This window comes from Aquamicrobium zhengzhouense (genome assembly GCF_016124105.1).
Taxonomy (GTDB): domain Bacteria; phylum Pseudomonadota; class Alphaproteobacteria; order Rhizobiales; family Rhizobiaceae; genus Aerobium; species Aerobium zhengzhouense.
In genome coordinates this window covers 67,779-89,598 of sequence record NZ_JADGMQ010000002.1, presented here as the reverse complement: position 1 = coordinate 89,598, position 21,820 = coordinate 67,779, and the positions used below count along the sequence as shown (strand labels likewise).

The 21,820-nt window shown below is 57.9% G+C and carries 24 protein-coding genes; all 24 read left to right on the top strand.

The genetic code is table 11. The features are described from left to right. Positions 1-102 precede the first annotated feature (102 nt). The 24 genes from IOD40_RS20275 to IOD40_RS03440 all read left to right on the top strand — a co-directional run bounded on the left by IOD40_RS20275 (position 103) and on the right by IOD40_RS03440 (position 21,819). The gene (locus IOD40_RS20275) at positions 103-1,368 is read left to right on the top strand and encodes a flagellin N-terminal helical domain-containing protein (RefSeq protein ID WP_198474422.1); all 1,266 of its coding nucleotides are present in this window, start codon (positions 103-105) and stop codon (positions 1,366-1,368) included. 222 nt (positions 1,369-1,590) lie between these two features. Continuing rightward, a complete protein-coding gene (locus tag IOD40_RS20270) occupies positions 1,591-2,865 on the top strand; it encodes a flagellin N-terminal helical domain-containing protein (protein ID WP_198474420.1) in 1,275 nt (424 codons plus the stop codon). A gap of 111 nt (positions 2,866-2,976) precedes the next feature. Then, positions 2,977-4,635: a flagellar basal-body MS-ring/collar protein FliF gene (gene fliF, locus IOD40_RS03545; RefSeq protein ID WP_198474418.1), complete on the top strand. Its 1,659-nt coding sequence runs from the start codon at positions 2,977-2,979 to the stop codon at positions 4,633-4,635. Then, the gene (locus tag IOD40_RS03540) at positions 4,635-5,315 is read left to right on the top strand and encodes a hypothetical protein (RefSeq protein WP_198474416.1); all 681 of its coding nucleotides are present in this window, start codon (positions 4,635-4,637) and stop codon (positions 5,313-5,315) included. Before fliF ends, IOD40_RS03540 begins: the two co-directional genes overlap by 1 nt. Then, on the top strand, positions 5,312-6,589 hold the full coding sequence (locus tag IOD40_RS03535; RefSeq protein WP_198474414.1) for a MotB family protein: 1,278 nt from the start codon (positions 5,312-5,314) through the stop codon (positions 6,587-6,589). Before IOD40_RS03540 ends, IOD40_RS03535 begins: the two co-directional genes overlap by 4 nt. Before the next feature lie 80 nt (positions 6,590-6,669). Beyond that, complete coding sequence (locus IOD40_RS03530; protein ID WP_198474412.1) at positions 6,670-7,764, top strand: chemotaxis protein MotC; 1,095 nt, start codon at positions 6,670-6,672, stop codon at positions 7,762-7,764. After that, positions 7,761-9,104: a flagellar hook-length control protein FliK gene (locus tag IOD40_RS03525; protein ID WP_198474410.1), complete on the top strand. Its 1,344-nt coding sequence runs from the start codon at positions 7,761-7,763 to the stop codon at positions 9,102-9,104. Before IOD40_RS03530 ends, IOD40_RS03525 begins: the two co-directional genes overlap by 4 nt. A gap of 258 nt (positions 9,105-9,362) precedes the next feature. After that, complete coding sequence (locus tag IOD40_RS03520; protein WP_198474408.1) at positions 9,363-10,031, top strand: response regulator transcription factor; 669 nt, start codon at positions 9,363-9,365, stop codon at positions 10,029-10,031. Between the two features lie 97 nt (positions 10,032-10,128). After that, entirely contained in the window at positions 10,129-11,454 is a 1,326-nt protein-coding gene (locus IOD40_RS03515) for a flagellar hook protein FlgE (RefSeq protein ID WP_198474406.1), read from the top strand. A gap of 31 nt (positions 11,455-11,485) precedes the next feature. Further along, a complete protein-coding gene (gene flgK, locus IOD40_RS03510) occupies positions 11,486-12,904 on the top strand; it encodes a flagellar hook-associated protein FlgK (protein WP_198474404.1) in 1,419 nt (472 codons plus the stop codon). A 4-nt stretch (positions 12,905-12,908) separates the two neighbouring features. Next, positions 12,909-13,925: a flagellar hook-associated family protein gene (locus tag IOD40_RS03505; RefSeq protein WP_198474402.1), complete on the top strand. Its 1,017-nt coding sequence runs from the start codon at positions 12,909-12,911 to the stop codon at positions 13,923-13,925. A 36-nt stretch (positions 13,926-13,961) separates the two neighbouring features. Beyond that, positions 13,962-14,309: a flagellar biosynthesis regulator FlaF gene (gene flaF, locus IOD40_RS03500; RefSeq protein ID WP_198474400.1), complete on the top strand. Its 348-nt coding sequence runs from the start codon at positions 13,962-13,964 to the stop codon at positions 14,307-14,309. Beyond that, entirely contained in the window at positions 14,306-14,737 is a 432-nt protein-coding gene (gene flbT / locus IOD40_RS03495; protein ID WP_198474398.1) for a flagellar biosynthesis repressor FlbT, read from the top strand. The genes flaF and flbT overlap by 4 nt, the downstream gene beginning before the upstream one ends. A gap of 4 nt (positions 14,738-14,741) precedes the next feature. Then, positions 14,742-15,203 (top strand): flagellar hook assembly protein FlgD, encoded by a 462-nt coding sequence (gene flgD, locus IOD40_RS03490; RefSeq protein ID WP_198474396.1) that lies wholly within the window; start codon positions 14,742-14,744, stop codon positions 15,201-15,203. Next, positions 15,200-15,466, top strand: coding sequence for a flagellar biosynthesis protein FliQ (fliQ, locus tag IOD40_RS03485; RefSeq protein ID WP_198474394.1), 267 nt, complete (start codon positions 15,200-15,202; stop codon positions 15,464-15,466). Before flgD ends, fliQ begins: the two co-directional genes overlap by 4 nt. 135 nt (positions 15,467-15,601) lie before the next feature. Then, positions 15,602-17,689, top strand: coding sequence for a flagellar biosynthesis protein FlhA (gene flhA / locus IOD40_RS03480; protein WP_198474392.1), 2,088 nt, complete (start codon positions 15,602-15,604; stop codon positions 17,687-17,689). Positions 17,690-17,698: 9 nt separating this feature from the next. Next, complete coding sequence (gene fliR, locus IOD40_RS03475) at positions 17,699-18,460, top strand: flagellar biosynthetic protein FliR (RefSeq protein WP_198474390.1); 762 nt, start codon at positions 17,699-17,701, stop codon at positions 18,458-18,460. A 4-nt stretch (positions 18,461-18,464) separates the two neighbouring features. Next, positions 18,465-18,851, top strand: a complete 387-nt coding sequence (locus tag IOD40_RS03470) for a hypothetical protein (protein ID WP_198474388.1) — start codon at positions 18,465-18,467, stop codon at positions 18,849-18,851. A 60-nt stretch (positions 18,852-18,911) separates the two neighbouring features. Beyond that, a complete protein-coding gene (locus tag IOD40_RS03465; RefSeq protein WP_198474386.1) occupies positions 18,912-19,445 on the top strand; it encodes a rod-binding protein in 534 nt (177 codons plus the stop codon). Between the two features lie 36 nt (positions 19,446-19,481). Further along, positions 19,482-19,877 carry a hypothetical protein gene (locus IOD40_RS03460; protein WP_233713831.1) on the top strand — a complete coding sequence of 132 codons (396 nt, stop codon included), beginning with the start codon at positions 19,482-19,484 and terminating at the stop codon, positions 19,875-19,877. Between the two features lie 27 nt (positions 19,878-19,904). Then, positions 19,905-20,384, top strand: a complete 480-nt coding sequence (locus IOD40_RS03455; protein ID WP_233713830.1) for a hypothetical protein — start codon at positions 19,905-19,907, stop codon at positions 20,382-20,384. A gap of 127 nt (positions 20,385-20,511) precedes the next feature. Beyond that, a complete protein-coding gene (locus IOD40_RS03450; RefSeq protein ID WP_198474383.1) occupies positions 20,512-21,027 on the top strand; it encodes a MarR family winged helix-turn-helix transcriptional regulator in 516 nt (171 codons plus the stop codon). Positions 21,028-21,099: 72 nt separating this feature from the next. Beyond that, the gene (locus tag IOD40_RS03445) at positions 21,100-21,381 is read left to right on the top strand and encodes an SCP2 sterol-binding domain-containing protein (protein WP_198474381.1); all 282 of its coding nucleotides are present in this window, start codon (positions 21,100-21,102) and stop codon (positions 21,379-21,381) included. Positions 21,382-21,495: 114 nt separating this feature from the next. Beyond that, positions 21,496-21,819: a hypothetical protein gene (locus IOD40_RS03440; RefSeq protein WP_198474379.1), complete on the top strand. Its 324-nt coding sequence runs from the start codon at positions 21,496-21,498 to the stop codon at positions 21,817-21,819. Position 21,820 lies beyond the last annotated feature (1 nt).

Here is a 21,820-nt window from a genome sequence, read left to right as displayed (position 1 = left end):
GGGTTGGGCTCCAATTGTGCGGCTCAGAGGCATGATGCCGCCCCGTCAGACCGGATAGGCCCGGTATGTCCCAGTGTTTAGTATTTTAGGGGCATATTTCCCATGTCGAGCATCAACACCAATGCCGGCGCGATGACCGCGCTGCAGACCCTCAAGGCTACCAACAAGAACCTTGAAACCACCCAGGGCCGCATCTCCACCGGCGCTCGCGTCAACGAAGCAGCCCACAACGCTGCCTACTGGTCGATCGCGACCACCATGCGTTCCGACAACAACGCCATGTCGACCGTCAAGGACGCGCTCGGCCTCGGCGCAGCTCAGGTTGACATCGCCTACACCGCAATGGACGCGGTGAAGGACACCTTGGACACGATGAAGAGCAAGCTGGTCGCCGCCCAGCAGCCGGACATCGACAAGGCCAAGATCCAGGAAGAGATCGCTCAGCTCCAGAACGATCTCCAGACCTACGCGAAGTCGGCAAACTTCTCGGGCGGCAACTGGCTGGACGTTGATGGTGCAGAAACTCAGCAGGTTGTTGCGTCGTTCATCCGCAGTGAAGATGGATCGATTTCTCTGGCGACCATTGATGTCGATACTGCAAAGACCGCGCTGTTCAACAGCAAAACCGGTGAGCCCGGCCTACTGCAGGCAGGTAAGGCGCTGGCTGCAACAGGTGGTATCGACGACGATTCTCGGACGGGGGGCGCTGGCACCGCAGCCACCACCGCCCTCACCTACGCTGCCCTGACGCTCGATGAGGACGATGCAATTACGTTCAACATCGCCATCAATGACGGCGCGGCGACCAGCGTACGGATCGACCACCGCGTAGTAAGTTCCGCGCTAGGCAGCTCCGATGGCGCGATTGCAAATGCGGCAGCTTGGGCGAAAGTCCTATCCACGGCGCTTACCAACGCTGGTGTTGACGTAGGAGCCACCGGCGATGTCACCGTCGACGGCACAACAGGGCATATCTCTACGGTTGCCACTGGTACGGAAGCGAAAATTGCAATCTCAGGGACCAAAAGTTCCGACAATGGCAATTTTTTCAATGCAATCGACGTAAACATTAGCTCCGCAAGCGATGCCCAGCTCAAGGAATACATGCAGGGCATTGACACGATGCTGTCGAAGGTCACGACTGCAGCATCCGACCTAGGCGCTATCAAGACGCGCATTGCTTCGCAGTCGGATTTCGTGGGCAAGATCATGGACGCGGTTGATCGCGGTGTTGGCCAGCTGGTTGACGCTGACATGGAGCAGGAGTCGAGCCGTTTGCAGGCCCTTCAGGTCCAGCAGCAGCTGGGCATTCAGGCTCTGTCGATCGCCAACTCCAACACCCAGAACATCCTGTCGCTGTTCCGTTAATCGAACCGCTCAGGCATCTGAACTGGAAAGGGCTGCCGAAAGGCGGCCCTTTTCTTATGTTCCACCAGGCAGACCTAAACGTTTACGCTGCATTAACCCTAATGGATCATTACTCGACGAACGCTGACGGAGAATCGCCCCGGTTCGCGGCATGAAGCCATTCCGTCATACCGGACCAGCCCGGCTTGTACTCTTGTACCCTCCAAAGAGGTAGTCGCGACCATGTCGAGTATCATGACCAATCCGGGAGCAATGACCGCGCTCCAGACCCTGAAGGCAACCAACAAGAACCTTGAAATTACGCAGGGTCGTATTTCGACCGGGTATCGGGTCTCGGAGGCAGCACACAACGCTGCATATTGGTCAATTGCGACCACCATGCGGTCCGACAACAACGCGATGTCCACCGTCAACGACGCGCTGGGACTCGGCGCCGCACAGGTCGATATCGCCTACACCGCCATGGACGCCGTCAAGGAGACCATCGACAAGATCAAGTCCAAACTCGTCGCCGCCTCCCAGCCGGACGTCGACAAGGATAAAATCCAGTCCGAAATCGAGCAGCTTCAGAACGATCTGAGGACATATGCGAAGTCGGCAACCTTCTCGGGTGGCAACTGGCTCGATGTCTCCAAAGGCAGTGTCGAGAAAGTTGTTGCCTCTTTCATACGTGGCTCGAACGGAGAGATTTCTCTCGGGACGATTGACGTCGACACGAGCCGAACAGCGCTTTTTAATTCCGACACGGCAAGCACAGGCGGAATCCTCGGCGGTGTAGCATTCGCTGATGCAAACTTTTCACTCGGGGGTCTTGAAGTCGGCGAATCAGGATCAAGTGAGGATGACCCAACACCGGCGGCCGCCTTTACAGAGCTCGGCACTTGGACGGGCCTCACTCTAAAAGAAGGAAGCACCCTGTCCTTCGAGATGTCCTATGATGGGGCCACCCATCTGATTGAAATTAAGGGCACCGCTGGCGGATTAGATCTCTCGACTCCAGGCTTCATGAAAAGTGCACTCGAGGCCGCAATCAATGACGCTAACACGTTTACCTCCGGTTTTACCGTTAGCGTTAACGGCAACGCTCTGACCCTGGAAGGTCCAGTCCCTACTGGACCGGGCGAGGCTGGGCGTGCAATCTCAATCGCAGGGCTGCGTGCAGATGTTGAAAAGCTGGATATTCTGAGCATAGACATTTCAAAGGCCAACGGGGAAGAAATCCGTGGTCTTCTGAACAATGTTGAGCGCGTATTCAGCGCAGTAACCACCGCCGCGTCCGACCTCGGTGCCATCAAGACCCGGATCGCGTCGCAGCAGGACTTCGTGTCGAAGATTATGGACGCGGTGGATCGTGGTATCGGCCAGCTTGTCGATGCTGATATGGAGCAGGAGTCGACGCGACTGCAGGCTCTGCAGGTTCAGCAGCAGCTTGGCATCCAGGCACTCTCGATCGCCAACTCGAACGCCCAGAACATTCTGGCCCTCTTCAAGGGCTGATTTGGTTCTCGCTCACCACGAATTTCAGGCCGTCCTCAGGGCGGCCTGAAATCATTTTCGCACAAGCTTCATTGCCTAAGGTCGGCTTCGGTGTTTCCGGAGCATGAAGCTTTGCCTGAACAGATCAAGTCAATTCTAGACAATCTTCGCGGTCTTGGACCCAAGCGTCTCGCCATGATGGGCGGGGCAGCCGCGATCATTGTTGCCGTCGTCCTCACGGCGGCCCTTTACCTCAATCGCCCCACCTACGAGACCCTTTATGTCGGTCTCGACCGTAACGATGTCGGCCAGATCGGCATGGTGCTCGGTGAAGCGGGCATTCGATATGACGTCTCGAGCGACGGCACATCCGTGATGGTTTCCGCTGGCAAGACCGGCCAGGCCCGCATGTTGCTGGCCGAGCGTGGCCTGCCGACCAGTTCCAATGCCGGTTATGAGCTTTTCGACAATGTCGGCTCATTCGGCCTCACCTCCTTCATGCAGGAAGTGACCCGCGTCCGCGCGCTGGAGGGCGAGATCGCCCGCACCATCCAGTCGATTGCCGGCATCAAGTCGGCCCGCGTGCACATCGTCATGCCCGAGCGCGCCTCGTTCCGCCGAGAAGAGCAGGCCCCGACCGCCTCCGTCGTCATCCGCGCTGATCGCGCAGACGGCATGAAGGCAGCACTCGCCATTCGTCACATGGTTGCCGCAGCGGTTCCGCGGCTTCAGGCTGACAAGGTCACCGTTCTTGACGCCACGGGCGAATTGCTCGCGGCTGGTGATGATCCGAACAACAACAGCGTTGCCCGCTCGCTGACTGTCGAGCGCACTGTCGAGACGCAGATCGAAGAAAACATCCGCCGCGCGCTCGCGCCCTACCTTGGCCCGGAAAACTTCCGAGCCAGCGTCAAGGCCGACGTGAACACGGATATGCGCCAGATTGAAGAGACCATCTTCGATCCTGAATCGCGCGTCGAGCGGTCTGTGCAGATTGTCCGCGCCAACGACCAGTCGAACCAGCGTCAGGCAGCCCCCCCGACCACCGTGCAGCAGAACCTGCCGGAAGAGGATCTTGCCGCCACCGAAGGTCCGGCCTCGTCCGAACAGCGCGAGCGCCGCGAGGAGACCACCAACTACGAACTGAACTCCAAGCGCGTCGCAACCGTCAGCAACGGCTATTCCGTCGAGCGCCTGTCAATCGCGGTGGTCGTCAATCAGGAGCGCCTGGCCGCCATTCTCGGTGCGGACGCGACACCTGAGCGGATCGCCGAGCGCATCGCCGAAATCGAGCGCCTGGTTGCCTCGGCTACGGGCTTCGATACAACGCGTGGCGACGTCATCAATGTGTCCGCGGTCGAGTTCCTTGAAGGTCTCGCCGGCGTCGAAGCATCCGCTCCAGGCATGGCAGAGACCCTCGGCCGTCACCTTGGCACGATGGTCAACGCACTGGCATTCGTGATTGTCGTCTTCCTCCTCTCCTGGTTCGGCCTGCGCCCACTGATCGCTGCCGTTATCAAAAAGGAAGATTCCGATGCGATGAGCTTCGACGAACTGCAACTGTCGCTGCCGAACCCGCTGGACAATCTGCAGCTGCCTGATCCGCTCGGCGATGTTGATGGCATGGGCCTTGGCTATGGCGGCAGCCCGTTCCCGGACAACATGGCTGACGACATCCGCTTCAAGCTGAAGCCGGCTCCGCAGGATCGTCTGGCACAGATGGTTGATCTCAACGAAGAACGGTCCGCGCTGATCCTGCGCAAATGGGCTAGCCAGGAGCTCGCGGCCTGATGGGTGCTCCCGCGCTTGCCGCAGCCTTGAAAGATTTCGGAGCGCCGCAACATGCGGCGCCCGAAAGCTTCTCCATGCCAACATCCTTACCGGAGCCGGCAGGGTTCCCGTTCACAGGCGCTGAACTGCCCGATTTGCCGACTGCAATGGACATGCCTCAGACACCTGAGGTCGATGTGGACGCACTGGTCGCCGAAGCGGTAGCAAAGGCGGAAGCTGAACTCTCAGAGAGGCTGGGAAAAGAGCACCAGGATGCTCTCCAGCTGGAGCGGGACCGGCACGCGGAAGAGCTGGAAGTGCTGGAGCGGCGGCACGCCGACGAGACCGCCGTTCTCGTCCATACCGCGATAGCAGATATGGAGGAGCGGGTGATCGCACTCACCTCTGCGGTCTGCGCGCGAATTCTGGGGACTGTGTTAACGGACGATGTGCGTGACCGCTCGCTGCAGCGCCTCGCAGCGTTGATCACCGAAGCGCTGCACGACGAAGAAGGAGTGCGCATTAAGGTTTCAGGTAATCGTCCGCTCTTCCAGGCGCTCAAGGACAAGTTGCCCGACTACGACGCTCAGATCGATTTCACCGAGGGTCCCGGCCTGGATCTGTCGGTTACGATTGACGACAGCATGGTCGAGACGAGGCTCGCCGAATGGTCGGCAGCGCTCGCGGAGGCGCTCGAATGAGCAGTGTAGATAGCGGCCAGCATCGCGAGATCGTCATCGTTCGCCGTGGCAGTCACGATGACGAAGACGTGCATCACGGCGGCGTTTGGAAGATCGCATTTGCCGACTTCATGACGGCAATGATGTGCCTCTTCCTCGTCATGTGGCTCATCAACGCCACGGACGAGGCTTCCAAGGCTTCCATCGCAAGCTATTTCAACCCGATGGCGATGACCAACACTGCGCCGAGCAGCAAGGGGTTGGGCGAACCGGACGAAAGCAACCCGGCGCGCGACGAGGTCAGCACGGATGCTGAAAAGGCGGCGACGGAACCAATCAACACGTTTGACCAGCGCTCGGGCCCTGCGAACCACGCCAATTCCTCCGACATGTCGGAAACGCGGCAGACGTCAGACGAACACCTGTTCTCCGATCCCTATGCAGTCCTGGCAGAAATCGCCAAGCAGACCGCCACCCTTCAGAACATTTCCGCCAAGGGCGAAGGCGGTGCGCAGACGGGCGGTCCTGCCACAGGAGCACATGGCGGCGAATCCTACCGAGATCCATTTGCGCCCGACTTCTGGTCGCAGGAAATAGGCGAATTTCAGGAAGATTCTGATCTGGAAATGTTCAGCGAAGCGGATGACGCTAGCGAACCCGCTCAAGAACTCGAGGCTGCCGATCCAACAGAAGCATTGCTCGTAAACGAAGCCGAGATCGCCGCCGTAGAGGTTCCAGAATCGGTTGACGCTGCAGCACTACCGGAAGTGGCCGAGGCCGCGCCTGCCGTCGCACCGGAAGTGGCCGAGGCCGCGCCTGCCGTCGCACCGGAACTCGCCGAGCGGGCAGAAGCAATCAGCCACGATCTGCGAGAGGCCTTCGGTGCGGATTCCCAGTTGAACAACGCCTTGTCGGTTGTAGCCAGCGATCAGGGCATCGTGATTTCGGTTACCGACGAGCTGAATTTTGGAATGTTTGAGATCGGTTCCGCAGTACCGAAGGGCGAACTCGTGCGGGCAATGGAACGCATTGCTCGCACCCTCAACGAGCACAGCGGCAAGATAAAGATCAACGGTCATACTGATGCTCGTCCATTCCGCAGCCGCACCTATGATAATTGGCGCCTGTCCACAGCGCGCGCTCACGCTGCCTATTATATGCTCCTGCGGGGCGGCCTCGATGAGGCACGGGTGCAGGGGGTCACAGGATATGCTGATCGCCAGTTGAAGGACCCCGACAACCCCTACTCGGACAGCAATCGACGTATCGAAATTCTGCTGGAGACAGATGGATGATCAGGCGCTCTTGCCGTCTCCTCCAAGCATTCGCATTGTCCTCGTGCGTTGCGGGCGGTGCTGCAGCGGACGCTCGGAACATGGATTTGCAGCCGTATCAGATGGTGCGTTCGCTCCAATTGGTCCAGGACCGGATAGCGGGCGGCGATCACGCTTCACTGCCAATGCAGAATAAACTGCTGGAGATGATCGACACACGCTTCCGATCATCGTCCCAGGAAGACTTTTCCGACGAACGGAATATTCGTGCGTTGCTGGTTTACGCGATGAGCGGAGGAAATCCCTCAACGGTCGCCTCACGCCTTGGCCGCCTTGAACTGCCCGACATGGACCGCACGGCGGGCGATGCTGTTTTGGCATATCTGCTCGGAGATGCCGTGCAGGCGCGCACGGCACTCGCATCGATCGACCCGACGAGATACGCCAACGACGTAGCTGCATTCCTGTCCCTGATCATGGGATCGGTGCTGGCGGGTGATCGCTATGATGAGGCGCTATCCCATCTGGACCGGGCGCGACTTCTCGGCCCCGGGACCCTGGTTGAGGAAGCTGCCTTGCGCAGAACCGTGGCGTTGGCGGTTGCCAAGGGCGATGGCGAGCGTTTTATCGCGGCGTCAGAACAATACGCCCGCCGGTTCTTGCGTTCGCCATATGCAGCGCAATTTGCAGAAGCATTTGTCGAAGGTACGATTAATCTCAGAGAAACGCTCAACCTCACGCGCTTCGAACAGACTGTAGACTGGATGACCGGCGAACAGGCGCGCACCATATATCTGCGCCTCTCGCGACAGGCTGCCATCGACGGCGACGCAGAGCTGCTGGCCTTCGCGACGGATCGCGTGAAAAAGTACCCCGTGGGTCGAGACGGCATGCGCGATGCGCGTGCTGAGCTCTACTCCACCCTTTCCTCAGTGACCTCCACTACCGTGACCGAAACGCTCGACCGCCTTGAAGGTCTCAACAACGCCGGCCTGAGCGTCAAGGATCGCGCATTGCTCGAAGCTGCGAAGACGGTTGCCCATGAGGTGGTGGCGCCAGTTTCTCCGCAATCGCTGCCCGCAACTGCACGCCCAGCTACCGATGCTGATGAAGCCGCAATTGACCGCGGCCTGATAGAGTCTACACGCGCGCGTCTTGGGGAAATCGACAAGCTCCTTGAGGAGTCCGGACGATGACAATGAACATAGCCATGCCGATCCTGCCATCTGCGCCTGCCGGACAAGGAAGCTCGCGCGGAAAACAAGACCCAGCGGATAGCGGTGGTTTCGACGAGCTTGTTACCGCGCGCGCAGATGAGCGGTCGGCACGTACAGCCGACGACAAGCCAGTGCAAATCGAACCGGAGGAACTGGCATCGACAGGAGGTGACGATGCCGCTTCCTTAAACGACGCGGCAGGTGAGGATGACACGACCAGTCTCGAAGCTGCCCTTGCCATCCTGCTGCCAAAGGAGGCGGAGCATCCGCTGAAAAAAGCTCACAGGGCGGATAGCAGAGATACGGCAGAGCGCCTCCAGATTTCGGGGGCGACCAGCAGCGAGGGTCAGAACGAAGCGCCCGCAGTCGTTGATCCAACCCGCACTCTTCGCAACGCGCTTGCGAATGTCATCCCAGCGGCCGAAACCGCTATCGAGCCGCAGCCGCAATCGGTGGCAGCAAGCGCTCTGGCGATGGCTCCAACATCCCTCAGGCGTGAGAATTCGAAGCCGGCTCTGGAGCAAGTCGCTCCCAAGGAAGTCAGTCGGACCAGCAGCCATACAGGATCGCCGCAGCCAATTGAGATCGGCAGAGGACAGACAAAATTGGACGTGGTCGCCTCGGAGGCGCAGCGCTCTGGAGGCACTGCGGAACCGAACCTTCCGCCTCGTGCGCTTGCTTCTGATACCCCCCAGACCGGTCCGGAAAAAGGTACTGCCAATCTCCAGGGACCAACCAGCCAGTTCGCAGGCCGCGTCGATGTGGTGGGCTTCAACACCGCGCCCGCACCTTCGCCCGTGTCCATGCTGAGCATGACTTCCGCGGCTCTCGTCGCCGATATTGAGGCTGAGCCAACGTGGCGTTCGGCACAAACTGATCCCGCGCTCGCCTCGACTGTTCGGACAGCAGCAAACTCTGGCGGCCTTAGCACCCTAAAAATCCAGCTGACCCCGATCGAACTTGGTACCGTCACGGCGCGCCTGACCTCAAACGGATCACAACTCACGGTTGAATTGCAGGTCGAGACAAGCGACGCACGTCAGAGACTCACCAGCGAGCATGACGCCATCGTAAAGGCGCTGCGTGCAGTTGGTTTTGATGTCGACAAGGTCACGATCCAGCAAAGCAGCACCGCATCGAACAGCTCCCAGAACGAACAATCCGGAACCGGCAGCCGGAGCGCAGAGACGTTCGATGAGGCCGCGCAGCGGGGAGAACGCTCCGGAAACCAGCGTCAGCAAGGTTCCGGCGAAGAGCGAGAGAGCGCAGCTCCGGGCGACACGACACCAACCGTCCAATCCTCGGACCTCTATATCTGACGAATCATCTTCGCGGTGTCGCATGAAAGCCGGGCGCGGTCCGTTGCCGGGTTCGCCCCGCTAGCGCGGCCTGACGCTTGATATCCAGGACCATCAACCCACACCCCCGTCTACACCCCGTGGTTGCGCACGATGTGTCCAGACTCACATAAAGTGACTCCCAAAATCAACCCTACAAGAATTGACCATTGTTCGGGATTCATCGGTGCGGGTAACCCTTTGTGAACAATTTTAACAGACTGATTCGGAGGCGGGCCGATGATAGTAATTGTCGACGAGCGCGAGCTCGTAAAAGACGGTTATCAATCTCTTTTTGATCGTGAAGGTGTGGCGAGCGCCGGCTTCGGCCCGAGCGAATTTGAGGAATGGGTCTCCAGCGTCGCTGAAGATGACCTCAAGGCGGTGCGCGCCTTCCTTATCGGCGAAGCCTCCAGTGAGATCGTATCGCCGCGCAACATCCGTGAGCGTTCGACTGCGCCGGTCATCGCTCTACTCGAGCAGCAGTCATTGGAACAAACGCTGAAGCTTTTCGAGTCGGGTGTAGACGACGTCGTGAGAAAGCCGGTTCACATCCGCGAAATCCTGGCGCGCATCACGGCAATCAGCCGCCGCTTTCAAGATGAAAAGCCGTACTCAGAATTTGGCCCGCTGCGCATCTTCATGGACGGTCGCGATCCTGAGATTGACGGCGATCCGCTACCGCTGCCACGCAGAGAGCGTCGTATCCTCGAGTACCTGGCGAGCAATGCAGGCCGTCGCGTGACGAAGAGCCAGGTTTTCGGTGCGATCTACGGCATCTTCGACGAAGACGTCGAAGAAAATGTGGTCGAAAGCCACATCAGCAAGTTGCGCAAGAAGCTGCGCGAGCGGCTCGGTTACGACCCGATCGATTCGAAGCGGTTCCTCGGTTACCGGCTCGTCGCTTGATGAGTAGGGGCCAGGATACGCCTCCCCTGGCCAGCTTCACGCAAGACAGGACAGCTATTCTCAACTCAAGCTGTCAGAATCTTCAGGAGAAGAACCCATGAGCTTGTACGGCATGATGCGCACCGGCGTATCCGGTATGAACGCCCAGTCCACGCGTCTTGCAACGGTTGCCGACAACATCGCCAACTCCGGCACCAACGGATACAAGAAAGCTAGCGTGGAGTTCTCCTCCCTGGTGGTACCGAACACTGGCACCAACTATGTGTCGGGCGGCGTCTCCACCCAGGTCCGCTACAACATGAATGCGGGCAATTTGCAGTACACCACCTCGGTGACTGACCTCGCAATCGACGGCAATGGCTTTTTCGTGGTTCAGGACGCTGCGGGTAAACCCGCACTGACGCGGGCCGGCTCGTTCATTCCCGATGGCAACGGCAACCTGCTCAACGCAGCCGGCTTCTACCTGATGGGCCGCAGCTATACTCTCGGCGAGCCGGGCACGACGACCACGTTCGGAGATTTTGAGCGTGTGACAATCCCGACGACAGGCTTGGAGCGTGTCGCTTCTACGGTTGGTAAACTCGCATCGAACCTTCCGTTTGACGCTCCAGTGTACGGGCCGTTGGCCTTAACTCCTCCCGATCTGTCGCAGCTTCCGTCAGAGAACCCTGCTACCGACACCAGCATTCGTGAAGGCATCGCGGCCGGCTCAATCTTCAAATCCGGATTGACCGCTATTGGCAATGCAGGTGAACCCATCAGACTCGACGTCTACTTCACAAAAAAGGCCGCGAACGAGTGGGAAATTTCAATCTATTACCAACCAGATGCCTCCGGGGGCACTGCATTCCCATACCAGAAGGCTGCCCTAGCGACCCAGTCTTTGACGTTTGAGCCCACGACTGGCAACTTGATCCCTGGCCCACAGACAGAACTTGAAATCGATCTCGGACCAACGCCAGGCGCAGACCTCAACGGCCAGAAAGTCCGGGTTGACCTCAGCGATATGCGGCAGCTGGCTACTGCCTACACGCCGCTCGCAGCTGAGATGAATGGCTCGCGTCCGTCCGCGATCGATCGTGTTGTCATTGATCAGGAAGGCATCCTCTCCATCCAGTACGCCAACGGCGCGATGGAGAAGCTTTATCGTCTGGACCTCGCCTACGTGCAGAGCCCGGATCAGCTGACGGTGTTGCCTGGCAACGTATTCCAGGAAGGGCTGCAGTCCGGCCAAGTAAACTTCGGCAAGCCGAATGAAATCTCGCTCGGCGCGATCCAATCCGGAGCGCTCGAAGCGTCAAACGTCGATATCGCTGAGGAACTGACCAACATGATCGAGTCTCAGCGCAATTACACGGCCAACTCGAAGGTCTTCCAGACCGGCGGTGATCTCATGGACGTGCTTGTCAACCTCAAGCGGTAGGTGATCTGCTGGGTTAAGGGAAACGGGGAAAATGTCACTTTCAACTGCACTGAGTATCGCGCAGAACTCGCTTCTTAATACCCAGCGCCAGACCGGGGTTGTCTCGAGGAACATCTCGAACGCCTACAACGAAAATTATTCGAGGCGCACGGCTGTCCTGTCCAGCCTCGCCCCGGGTAATCGGGTGGCAGAAATTCGTCGCGCAACTGACGAAGCGCTCTTCAGCCGCAATTTGACAGCACTCTCCGGGTGGACCGCACAGAGCACAATCGTTGACGGCCTAGAGCGACTGACGCTTTCGGTTAACGGCGTTGATAACGCCTCCTCGCCTGCGATGATGCTCGGCAAATTGCAGGAAGCGATCCAGCTCTACTCCTCGACGCCGTCCAACCGCACGCTTGGCGAAAACGCCATTGAGGCGGCAAGGAACATGGTGCGCTCCCTTAATGAGGGCACCAGCGAGATCCAGAAGTTCCGCGCCGAGATGGATAGCCAGATCGCGACTGGTGTCGCCGAACTGAATACCCTTCTTGCGCAATTCCAGAAGGTCAATGACGAGATAAAGCTCGCCTCAACCTCGGGGCGTGAAGCACTTGATTCCTACGACCAGCGGGACGAGTTGCTCAATCGCATCGCAGAACTGGTTCCGATTTCGACGATCTCCCGCGCCAACAACGATCTCATGATCGTGACGGCGGATGGAATGACACTGTTTGAATCGACGCCGCGCCCCATAAAGTTCGAGGCTTCTCCTGTCTTCTCAGCCGATCTGGAAGGCAAGCCGATCCTGATTGACGGTGTTCCGCTGTCTAAGGCGCTGGGTGCAAATACAAGCGGCGGCGGCACATTGGCAGCCCTCGTTCAACTGCGCGATGATTATGCTGATGGATTGCAGACACAGCTCGATGAAATCGCCCGTGGTTTGATCAAGGCATTTTCTGAAAAAGATCCTGACAATGATAGTTCCTTCTCCTCAGGTCTCTTCATCGCGGTAGACGCGTCGATTGATTTAGGCAGTATAATCGCGATTAATCCCGCAGCCACGCCTACCACGTTGCGAGACGGCATTGTCTACGATGTAAATCCCGGCCTTCCCTCAGAGCGGCACGCCAACTTCACGGACCTTCTGAACGGTTTCACCACCGCGATGGATGCGCATGAGACGTTCGTAGGCGCTGACGGCACCACCTCCTACAAAATGAGCCTGATGACCTATTCGACAGGCGCCATCAGCTATCTGGAGGATGCACGCAAGAACGCCGATTACGGCGCCGAGACGAAATCCGCACTGCTCGTGCGAACCGCAGAAGCACTCTCAAACGTGACCCATGTCAACGTCGATGAAGAGATGGCTTTAATGCTCGAACTTGAGCAGTCCTACGCGGCATCCGCAAAGCTCCTGCAGATGATCGATGAAATGCTCAAAACCCTCATGAATGTGGTGAGATGACGCCATGAAGGTTTCTTTTGTCTCCTCGCAAGCCATTTCAAAGGCGCTTCAGTATCAAACCCAGCGAATGAGCTCTGAGCTCACCAAGTCTCAGAAGGAAGTCCAGACGCTGCGCGTTGCTGATGTAGGCCTCGCACTCGGTGCGCGCGCTGGGGTATCAGCCTCCCTTCATCGCGAGGTAAGCCGCCTGAATGGCCTTATGGATACCAACCAGCTTGCAGCGTCTCGGCTCGACTCAACCCAGGTTGCGCTGCGGGACATGACGTCTCTGGCAGATGGTTTCCTGTCAGCGTTGACCACGGCAAGCGCGAATGTAGGCGACAACCGGATCATCGAAGATCAGGCCAAGGCTGTGCTGTCGACGATGACAGCCATCCTGAACACGAACCTCAACGGTGAATATCTGTTCGCGGGCATCAACACGGATGTGAAACCGTTCAACGATTTCCTGGATCCGAATTCGCTGAACAGGTTAGAATTTGAAACCGCCCTCGGGGCGCTTCCGAACCCCGCCACTGCGTCCGATGTAACCGACTTCCTGAATACAATCGACTCCCACTTCAATGGTGCAGATTGGGTAAATTGGTCGAAAGCGACCGATAACGAGATCACTTCCCGCATCACTTTGACCGAAAATGCGAAGACTTCGGTTTCGGGAAATATAAAGGGAATCAAGGAGCTCGCTAAAGCGGCCGCTACGGTCGCAATGCTCACCCAAAAGCCGATCGATGGCGAAGCGCGCGAGATTCTACTGGAACAGGCCCTGTCGTCGGTAGGCATCGCCGTCACCGATTTTTCGCGGCAACAGGGATATGTTGGCGTCACGCAGCAAAGGATCGAGCGGGCTAACGAGCGGATGTCGATGCAGATCGATCTCTTCGAGAAGAGCATTCATGATCTCGAAGGCATTGATCCTTACGAAGCTTCGTCACGAGTGACCGGCCTGATGACCCAGATCGAGATTTCCTATTCGCTGACAGCGCGTATGCAGCAGATGAGCCTGCTGAAGTACCTGTCGTAATTTTAGCCATTTCACTGCTAAGAACACGGATACCGCATGTACCAATTTGCTTACGCCGAGATTCAGTCGGATTCCGTGGCGGACGCCAAGGATCGCGAACGCCAGATCCTTACCCGCTCCATCGACATGCTGATCGCGGCAAAGGAGAAGGGCCCGCTCTCGATTGAAGCCGTGCAGGCAATTCATTTCCTGAACCGCGTCTGGACCACCTTCATCGAGGACCTTGGCAGCGAGGAGAACGGCCTGCCACAGGAGCTGCGCGCGAACCTCATTTCCATCGGCCTGTGGCTGCTGCGCGAAGCGGAAGAGATCCGCCAAGGCCGATCAAGCAATTTCGAGGGTTTGATCGAGGTCTCCCAGATCATCCGCGACGGCATCCAATGAAAAATACTCTGAAGATCACCCTGAAGGCGAACGAGAAGATCTACATCAATGGCGCGGTCATCAAGACCGATCGCAAGGTGTCGCTGGAGTTCCTCAACGACGTGCACTTCCTGTTGGAAGGACACGTTCTTCAGCCGGATCAGGCAACGACCCCGCTGCGTCAGCTGTACTTCATCGTGCAGATGATCTTGATGAATCCTGAAGGCGCTTCGGAAGCGCGCGAGATGTTGCGCCGCTCGATGCCTCTTCTGCTCGCATGCTTCACAGACGAACACATCCTGGCATCGCTGAAGCACATCGACCGTCTGGTCAATGAAAGCCACGTTTACGAAGCCCTGAAGGCTATACGCGGCCTTTACGTCCTTGAGGCCGAAATCATGGACCGCGACGGTACCAAGCACCCCACCATTCTGACAGCGGCGGAGTAAGGAAATGACGGTTTCTGCAGTCGGCACGCCTACCGCCGCTCCCGCGGCGGCAAACGCGGCATCCTCCATGAGTGCGCAGACGGTGGACTATCAGTCCTTCCTGCGCCTGCTGGTCGCCCAGATGAAAAATCAGGATCCGACCAGTCCGATGGAGTCGACAGATTATGTCGCCCAGCTCGCGACATTCTCCCAGGTCGAGCAGTCGCTGCAGATCAACAACAAGCTTCAGTCGATGTTGCTTGGAAATACCCTCGCTCAAGCGTCCAATCTTATCGGCCGGCACGTCGAAACGATGGATGGTCGCAGCAGCGGTATCGTCAAGGAGATCGAGGTCTTTTCTGATGGCACCGTTCTGGTCCTCAATGACGGCTCCAAGCTGCCTATGGGATCGGGCTTCACGGTCCGTGACGCATCAAACGCACCGGAGCCTGCTCCAGAGCCAGATCCTGACCAGTCAGAAGCATGAACGAAGCCGACGCCCTCGACATTACGCAGTTCGCTATCTGGACGGTCCTGACCGCTTCCAGCCCTGCGGTCGCCGTGGCCATGTTCGTGGGCGTCGGCATTGCCTTTGTTCAGGCCCTGACACAAGTTCAGGAAATTACCCTCACCTTCGTTCCAAAGATCGTCGCGATCCTGCTGGCGGTCGCATTCTCCGCTCCCTTCATGGGCGCGCAGATCGCTTCCTTTACAACTGTCATGTTCCAGCGGATCGAGACCGGCTTCTAGTTCGTTCTAAACGATTGACCGGGCGAACGCCGTTATTGTTTCCGCATCTCATCCTCGCGCAAGCTTGATCGCCTAGTGTGCCCACACTCGCGCGCACTTTTGCTTGCGAACAAATGTGAGACGACGGCGGAATAGATGGCGGTTATCGACTCGGCACCAGTGCCACAGGCTGGCAACCACGGACGCGACATTGCGCTTGCGCTCGGCGTCATCACCATCCTGTCGATCCTCTTTCTGCCAATCCCGCCGTTCTTGATCGACTTCGGGCTGGCCCTGTCGCTTGCGGTATCGGTGTTGATCCTGATGGTGGCTTTGTGGATGCAGAAGCCGCTCGACTTCACGTCTTTCCCGACAGTGCTGCTGATCGTGACAATGCTCCGGCTGTCGCTCTCCATTGCGACGACGCGGGCTATCCTTTCCCACGGCAATGATGGCGTGAACGCCGCAGGTTACGTCATTGGCGGCTTCTCCAATCTCGTTATGGCTGGCGACTTCGTCATCGGCCTGATCGTCTTTTTGATCCTGATCGTCGTCAATTTCATCGTCATCACCAAGGGCGCGACCCGTATCGCCGAGGTGGGCGCAAGGTTCACCCTTGACGCCATTCCCGGCAAGCAGATGTCTATCGACGCCGACCTTTCTGCTGGCGTCATCGACGACAAGGAAGCGCAAAAGCGCCGCCGCGAGCTCGAGGAAGAGTCCTCTTTCTTCGGCGCGATGGACGGTGCGTCCAAATTTGTCCGTGGCGATGCGATTGCCGGTCTCCTCATCACGGCGATCAACATCATCGGCGGCATCGCCATTGGCTACACACGCCACGGCATGTCGATGTCGGAATCCGCTGACGTCTTCGTCAAGCTGTCCGTAGGTGACGGCCTGGCAACGCAGATTCCCGCGCTGATCGTATCATTGTCTGCCGGCCTGGTGGTGTCGAAGGGTGGCACGCGCGGTGCCACTGACGAAGCCGTTTTCGGTCAGCTCGGCGCCTATCCACGTGCGCTCTCCGTCGCAGCGGTGCTGATCGGTGGCATTGGCATTATGCCCGGCCTCCCGACCATACCGTTCTTCATTCTCGCCTTCGCTATGGGCTCGGTCGCCTACTTTATCCCTCGTCAGCGCAAGAAGCTGGCTGACGCAGCGGCTGCTGCCGAGCGCCAGGTGGCTGAGGCGAAGGTCGAAGAAGAAAAGCAGTCCATCAAGGCATCGCTGAAGACGCCCGAGATTGAGCTCCTGATCGGAAAGCAGCTTTCCACGCGTCTGCTCACATCTCACCAGGAGCTTGCGTTCCGGATGGGCAAGATGCGCAAGAAGTTCGCGACACAGTACGGCTTCGTCGTTCCAGAAGTGAAGCTGACGGACGATTTTTCGATCCCGCCCAAGACCTATCAAATCAAGATTCATGGCACTGTTGTCGCGGAATACCAGATGCGCGTCGGCGAAGTCATGGTTCTGCTGGGTAACGGCACCATTCCTCAGATCCCCGGCGAAGAAGTACGCGAGCCCGCCTTTGGCATGCGCGCCTATTCGGTGTCCGAGGCGTTCGCAGAAGATCTCAAGCGTGAGCGCTTTACCTTCGCAGACAATCTGTCAGTTCTGCTGACCCACCTCTCCGAGGTGATCCGAAACAACCTGCCGCAACTTCTTTCCTACAAGGACATGAAGGCGCTGATCGAGCGGCAGGACCAGGAATATCGCAAGCTGATCGATGAGGTCTGCACCTCGCACATTTCCTATCCCGGACTGCAGGCTGTCCTGAAGCTCCTCCTGGCTGAGCGCATCTCGATCCGCAACCTGCATCTCATCATCGAAGCCATCGCTGAAATCGCCCCGCATGTGCGGCGCACTGAACAAATCGTTGAGCACGTCCGCATCAGGATGGCGCAACAGATTTGCGGTGACCTGACCGAAAGTGGCGTGCTCAAGGTCCTGCGCCTTGGCAACCGCTGGGATCTGGCGTTCCATCAGGCCCTCAAGCGCGATCAGAAGGGCGAGATCCGCGAATTCGACATCGATCCGCGACTGCTTGAAGAGTTCGGAAACGAGATGACCAAGGCCGTGCGCCAGCACCTCGACGCAGGCGAGCGATTTGTCCTCGTCACCGCACCCGATGCGCGGCCCTATGTCCGGATGATCGTCGAGCGTCTGTTTGCAACGCTGCCGGTGCTGTCGCATGTCGAAATCGCGCGCGGCGTCGAGGTTCGCGTGCTCGGCTCTATTTCATAAGGCTGGTTGATGCTGGCAAGCCTGCTGCCGCTCGACACGATTGCGTTTGCCGCCTTCCTTGCTTTTTGCAGGATCGGCGCGTGCTTCATGCTGATGCCCGGCCTCTCCAGTGCGCGTGTCGCGGCGCATGTCCGCCTTTTCGCAGCGATCGCTATTACATGGGCGATGCTCGCTCACCTGTGGGATGGCATCATCCCCCATATCCGCGATGACCCGGCATCGATGATCCTGCTGGTCGCTTCCGAACTTCTGATCGGAGCTACGATTGGCCTTGTGACTCGTGTGTTCGTGCTTGCACTTCAGTTTGCTGGCGCGGTCATTACAACCAGTGCCGGACTTGGCGGCATCCCCGGATCAACGGTCGAAGAAACCGAACCACAGTCACCGCTGACCGCGATCATCACCCTCAGCGCCCTGCTCGTCCTATTCGCCTTCGACTTTCATCATGAAGTCATCAAGGCGTTGATCATATCATATGATGTGGCACCGGTAGGACGCATGTTCGATCCGCAAAGCGCATTGATCGACCTTGCCGATACCGTTTCGGCGTCCTTCTATCTTACACTGCGCTTGGCCAGCCCGTTCATCGCCTACGCCATTCTGGCCAACTTCGCGATCGGCCTGATCAACAAGCTCGCACCTCACATTCCGGTCTACTTCGTGTCCTTGCCATTCTTGGCTGCGGGTGGGCTGATCATGATGTATTTCGGGATCAGCATCATGCTGTCCCTGTTCGCCGACGGCTTCTTGCCAACGACGCTCGGAGGTTAGGCTCGTGGAATCTCGCGCAGATCGCCTCAAAAGGCTCATTCGTTTGCAAAAGCAGATCAAGGGCCTGCATGAAACCCGCCATGCCCAACATCTCACCGAAGCCGCTCGGGCGCGGCAGGATGCGACCGAGCTGCTTGAAGCGCTGAACCGCGCTTCCCCCCTCCCCGGCCTCTTTCCTGACATTTATAACCGTCGCATCGGCGCAGCTGTAGATCGCGAGGAGCAGGAAGTCCTCAAGGCTCAACAAGAAGCTCATCTTGTTGCGAAGGCAACTGCCCGTACCAAGTTCGTCGAACAGGCCTGGCGCGAAGCTGCCCAGCTCGAAGAGCGCGCCGAGGAAGAAAAGGCTCAGCTGGAAATTCTCGAGCGCAAGTTCACTGCCTCAAAGTAAGCCTGCCACAAGCTTGTCCGCAGATAGTGAAGCCAGCAAATTACGTGAAGGACTCGATTCTTGGCGACACCCATTCAGTGCGACCTTGTCATTGACGTTACCCGCGCTGCAGACCCTGCAGGCGTCAACGCCGCACGCGACAAGTTGGCCCTGAACGCAGCACGAAAAGCTTCGGCGGAGTTCACGGTTGCAGAGCAAGCGCGTTCAACTCCTCCAACGCCAGCAAGCCCGCAACAGGAAGCCTTCGTCAAATTCGAGGCGATGGTCTTGCAGACCTTTCTCCAATCGATGCTGCCGAAAGAGACTGAATCCGTATACGGAGAGGGAATGGCTGGCGAGATGTGGCAATCCATGCTCGCCGAGCACCTCGCCAATTCACTGGCCCAGCGCGGCGGTATCGGAATCGCCGACCGAATATTGCGCAATCACTACAATGCTGATGCAGATGCCCCAGAAGCGCTCAGCGGTCCTGTGCCGGATCCTGCCAGAGACGCCCAGGCCGCTATGACAGCTGCATTTATCAAGGAAATTGAGTTGACGCTCACGCCGGAAGCCGAGGGCAACCGGACGACAGACATATCCAACCGTATTTAATGCCTCGAAGAATAAGAGACAGATGAGAAAACCTTCATGCAGGAAGCATTGGATTTCACGCGGTCAACAGCTCAAGGTACGGACGCAGGGACCGCGCTCATGAACCTGTCAGCGATCCTGAGCCGCATCGAGGAAACAGTCGATACCGAGACCGCTTCCATCCGCACCGACATTCGCTTCGACATCAAAAGCTCGAACGCACGAAAGAGCCGGTATCTGTACGAGCTGAACAAGGCGGTCTCAGCATTGGGCGCGGCACAGCTTCAGGAGCAGCATCGTGATGACATCGCAAGGCTGCGCGAGAAGCTGGCAACAAACGAACGGGCTATTCTTGCTCACCTCAATGCGGTGAACGAGGTCGCGCAATTGATGCAGGATGCAATTCAATACGCGGAGGCCGATGGTACCTATTCGGCACGCCAGTTCGGATAAGGTGGCCCGAGCCAGATGATCAAACTGATGGCTACAGCGATTTGGATCAGCCTGGCGACGACGGGCGCCCTGATCTATGCGTTTCAGTCGTCCATGCAATCGGACGCGGAGCAGGACGCTGAGCCAACACCTTTTGCCGGGCTGGACTACGTAAGGACCGGCATCATCTCCGTGCCTGTCTTCAATGATGGCAAGGTCCACGGCTATTTTCTTGCCCGTCTTGTCTACACGGCAGAGGGGAGAAGGCTGGCACAACTCAAGCTTCCTGCCGAAGCTCTTTTGACCGACCTCGTCTATACCCACCTCTACGGCCACCCCGAAATCGACTTTACCACCCGCAAGAATTTCGACGTAGAGAACTTCCGCGAGACATTGCGCTCAGGTCTCAACGAGCGGATTGGCGAAGATCTCATTCGCGAAGTGCTCGTCGAGCAGATCGATTATTTGCCGAAGGGCCAGGTCGGAACCAGTCAAACGCGTCCCGCATCAACCGAGGAATCACAGTAACTCCCCTGTACTAAGCGAGTTGCTGTAGATTGCTGACATCGTATGTTAGCCGTTTACACGCGAGTGCAGGCCGCGATTCGGATAGCTTCGGCCTTGATCCGCAATCGGAAGGTGGAGGTTCCGAGCAATGACGAGCGCAGCGGGCAACAGAAAGTCAAGAACGGTTCGGGAGGAGACTGGGGCCGAGGCAGCCAAGCTTGCAGTTCCTGAGATGGAGGAAATCATCGGGTACAAACTGCGACTGGCGCAGTTGCTTGTATTCCAGGATTTCATCGAGAGCTTTTCAGAATTGCGGCTGAGGCCGGCTGAGTTCTCTGTCCTTGTTCTCATCTCCCGTTTTCCCGGCCTGAAACAGACCGAGATCGCTGAGCGCCTCGGAATCAAGCGCGCAAATTTCGTCGCTTTGATGGACGGACTGGAATCGCGTGGGCTGGCTGAACGGCGAAAGTCGGAACGCGACAAACGTTCCCACTCTCTGCACCTGACCGCTGAAGGACATCAATTCGTTCACGATATGCTGGCAGTCTGGAAAAGCCACGAACAGCGGTTCGTCGCTCGTCTAGGCGGTACCGAAGCTCGCGATACGTTCATCGAGCTTTTGAACCGATTGCTTCAGCCAAGCGACACAGAATCTTCACATTGACGTAAACGTCAACCTGCTGTTATCTGCTCTCATCGTGGAAGTGTTGGCCCGCCGGCCGGATCGGAGATCAGAATGAGCCTTGACGCAATCGTCGGAAAAATCCGTGAAGGCGTAGCCGAATCCGGCTTCGACAAGTCGGTCAAGTTCGATCTGGGAAGCGACGGCGTCATCGTGGTTGACGGTCAGACCGTCTCGACGCAGGACGCAGATGCTGATTGCACGATCACCATTTCCAAAGGCGACTTCGAAGATCTGATCGCCGGTGAGCTGAACCCGACGATGGCCTTCATGTCGGGCAAGATCAAAGTCGCCGGCGATATGTCGATTGCGATGCAGCTCAGCCAAATCATCTGAGTTTTATTTTGCGGGAAAAGTCAGCTGGCGTCAAATTATGTCTCAGCTGGCCACTTCCGTACTCCCCCTAAACCGAGTAGATGACGCCGCGTAACTTTTACTGGGGAGCATTTTATGAAGTTTCTGCGTCAATTGGCGATTGCGGCAGCAGTGTCGGTCGTTTCGACCTCCGCAATGGCAGGCAGCCTTGAATTCAAGCTGATCAACAAGAGCAGCTTCGTGATCACCGAGCTCTATGCCTCGCCTTCCAACGTGCGTAGCTGGGAAGAGGACATCCTCGGCATGGACGTGCTCGGCTCGGGAGAGTCGGTAAATGTGACGATCGCCGATGGCCGCCGCGCCTGCGAATACGACCTGAAGATCGTCTTTGATGATGGTGACGAACTCGAGGACACCACGGATCTTTGCGATACCGGCTCCTACACCGTCACTGACTGAT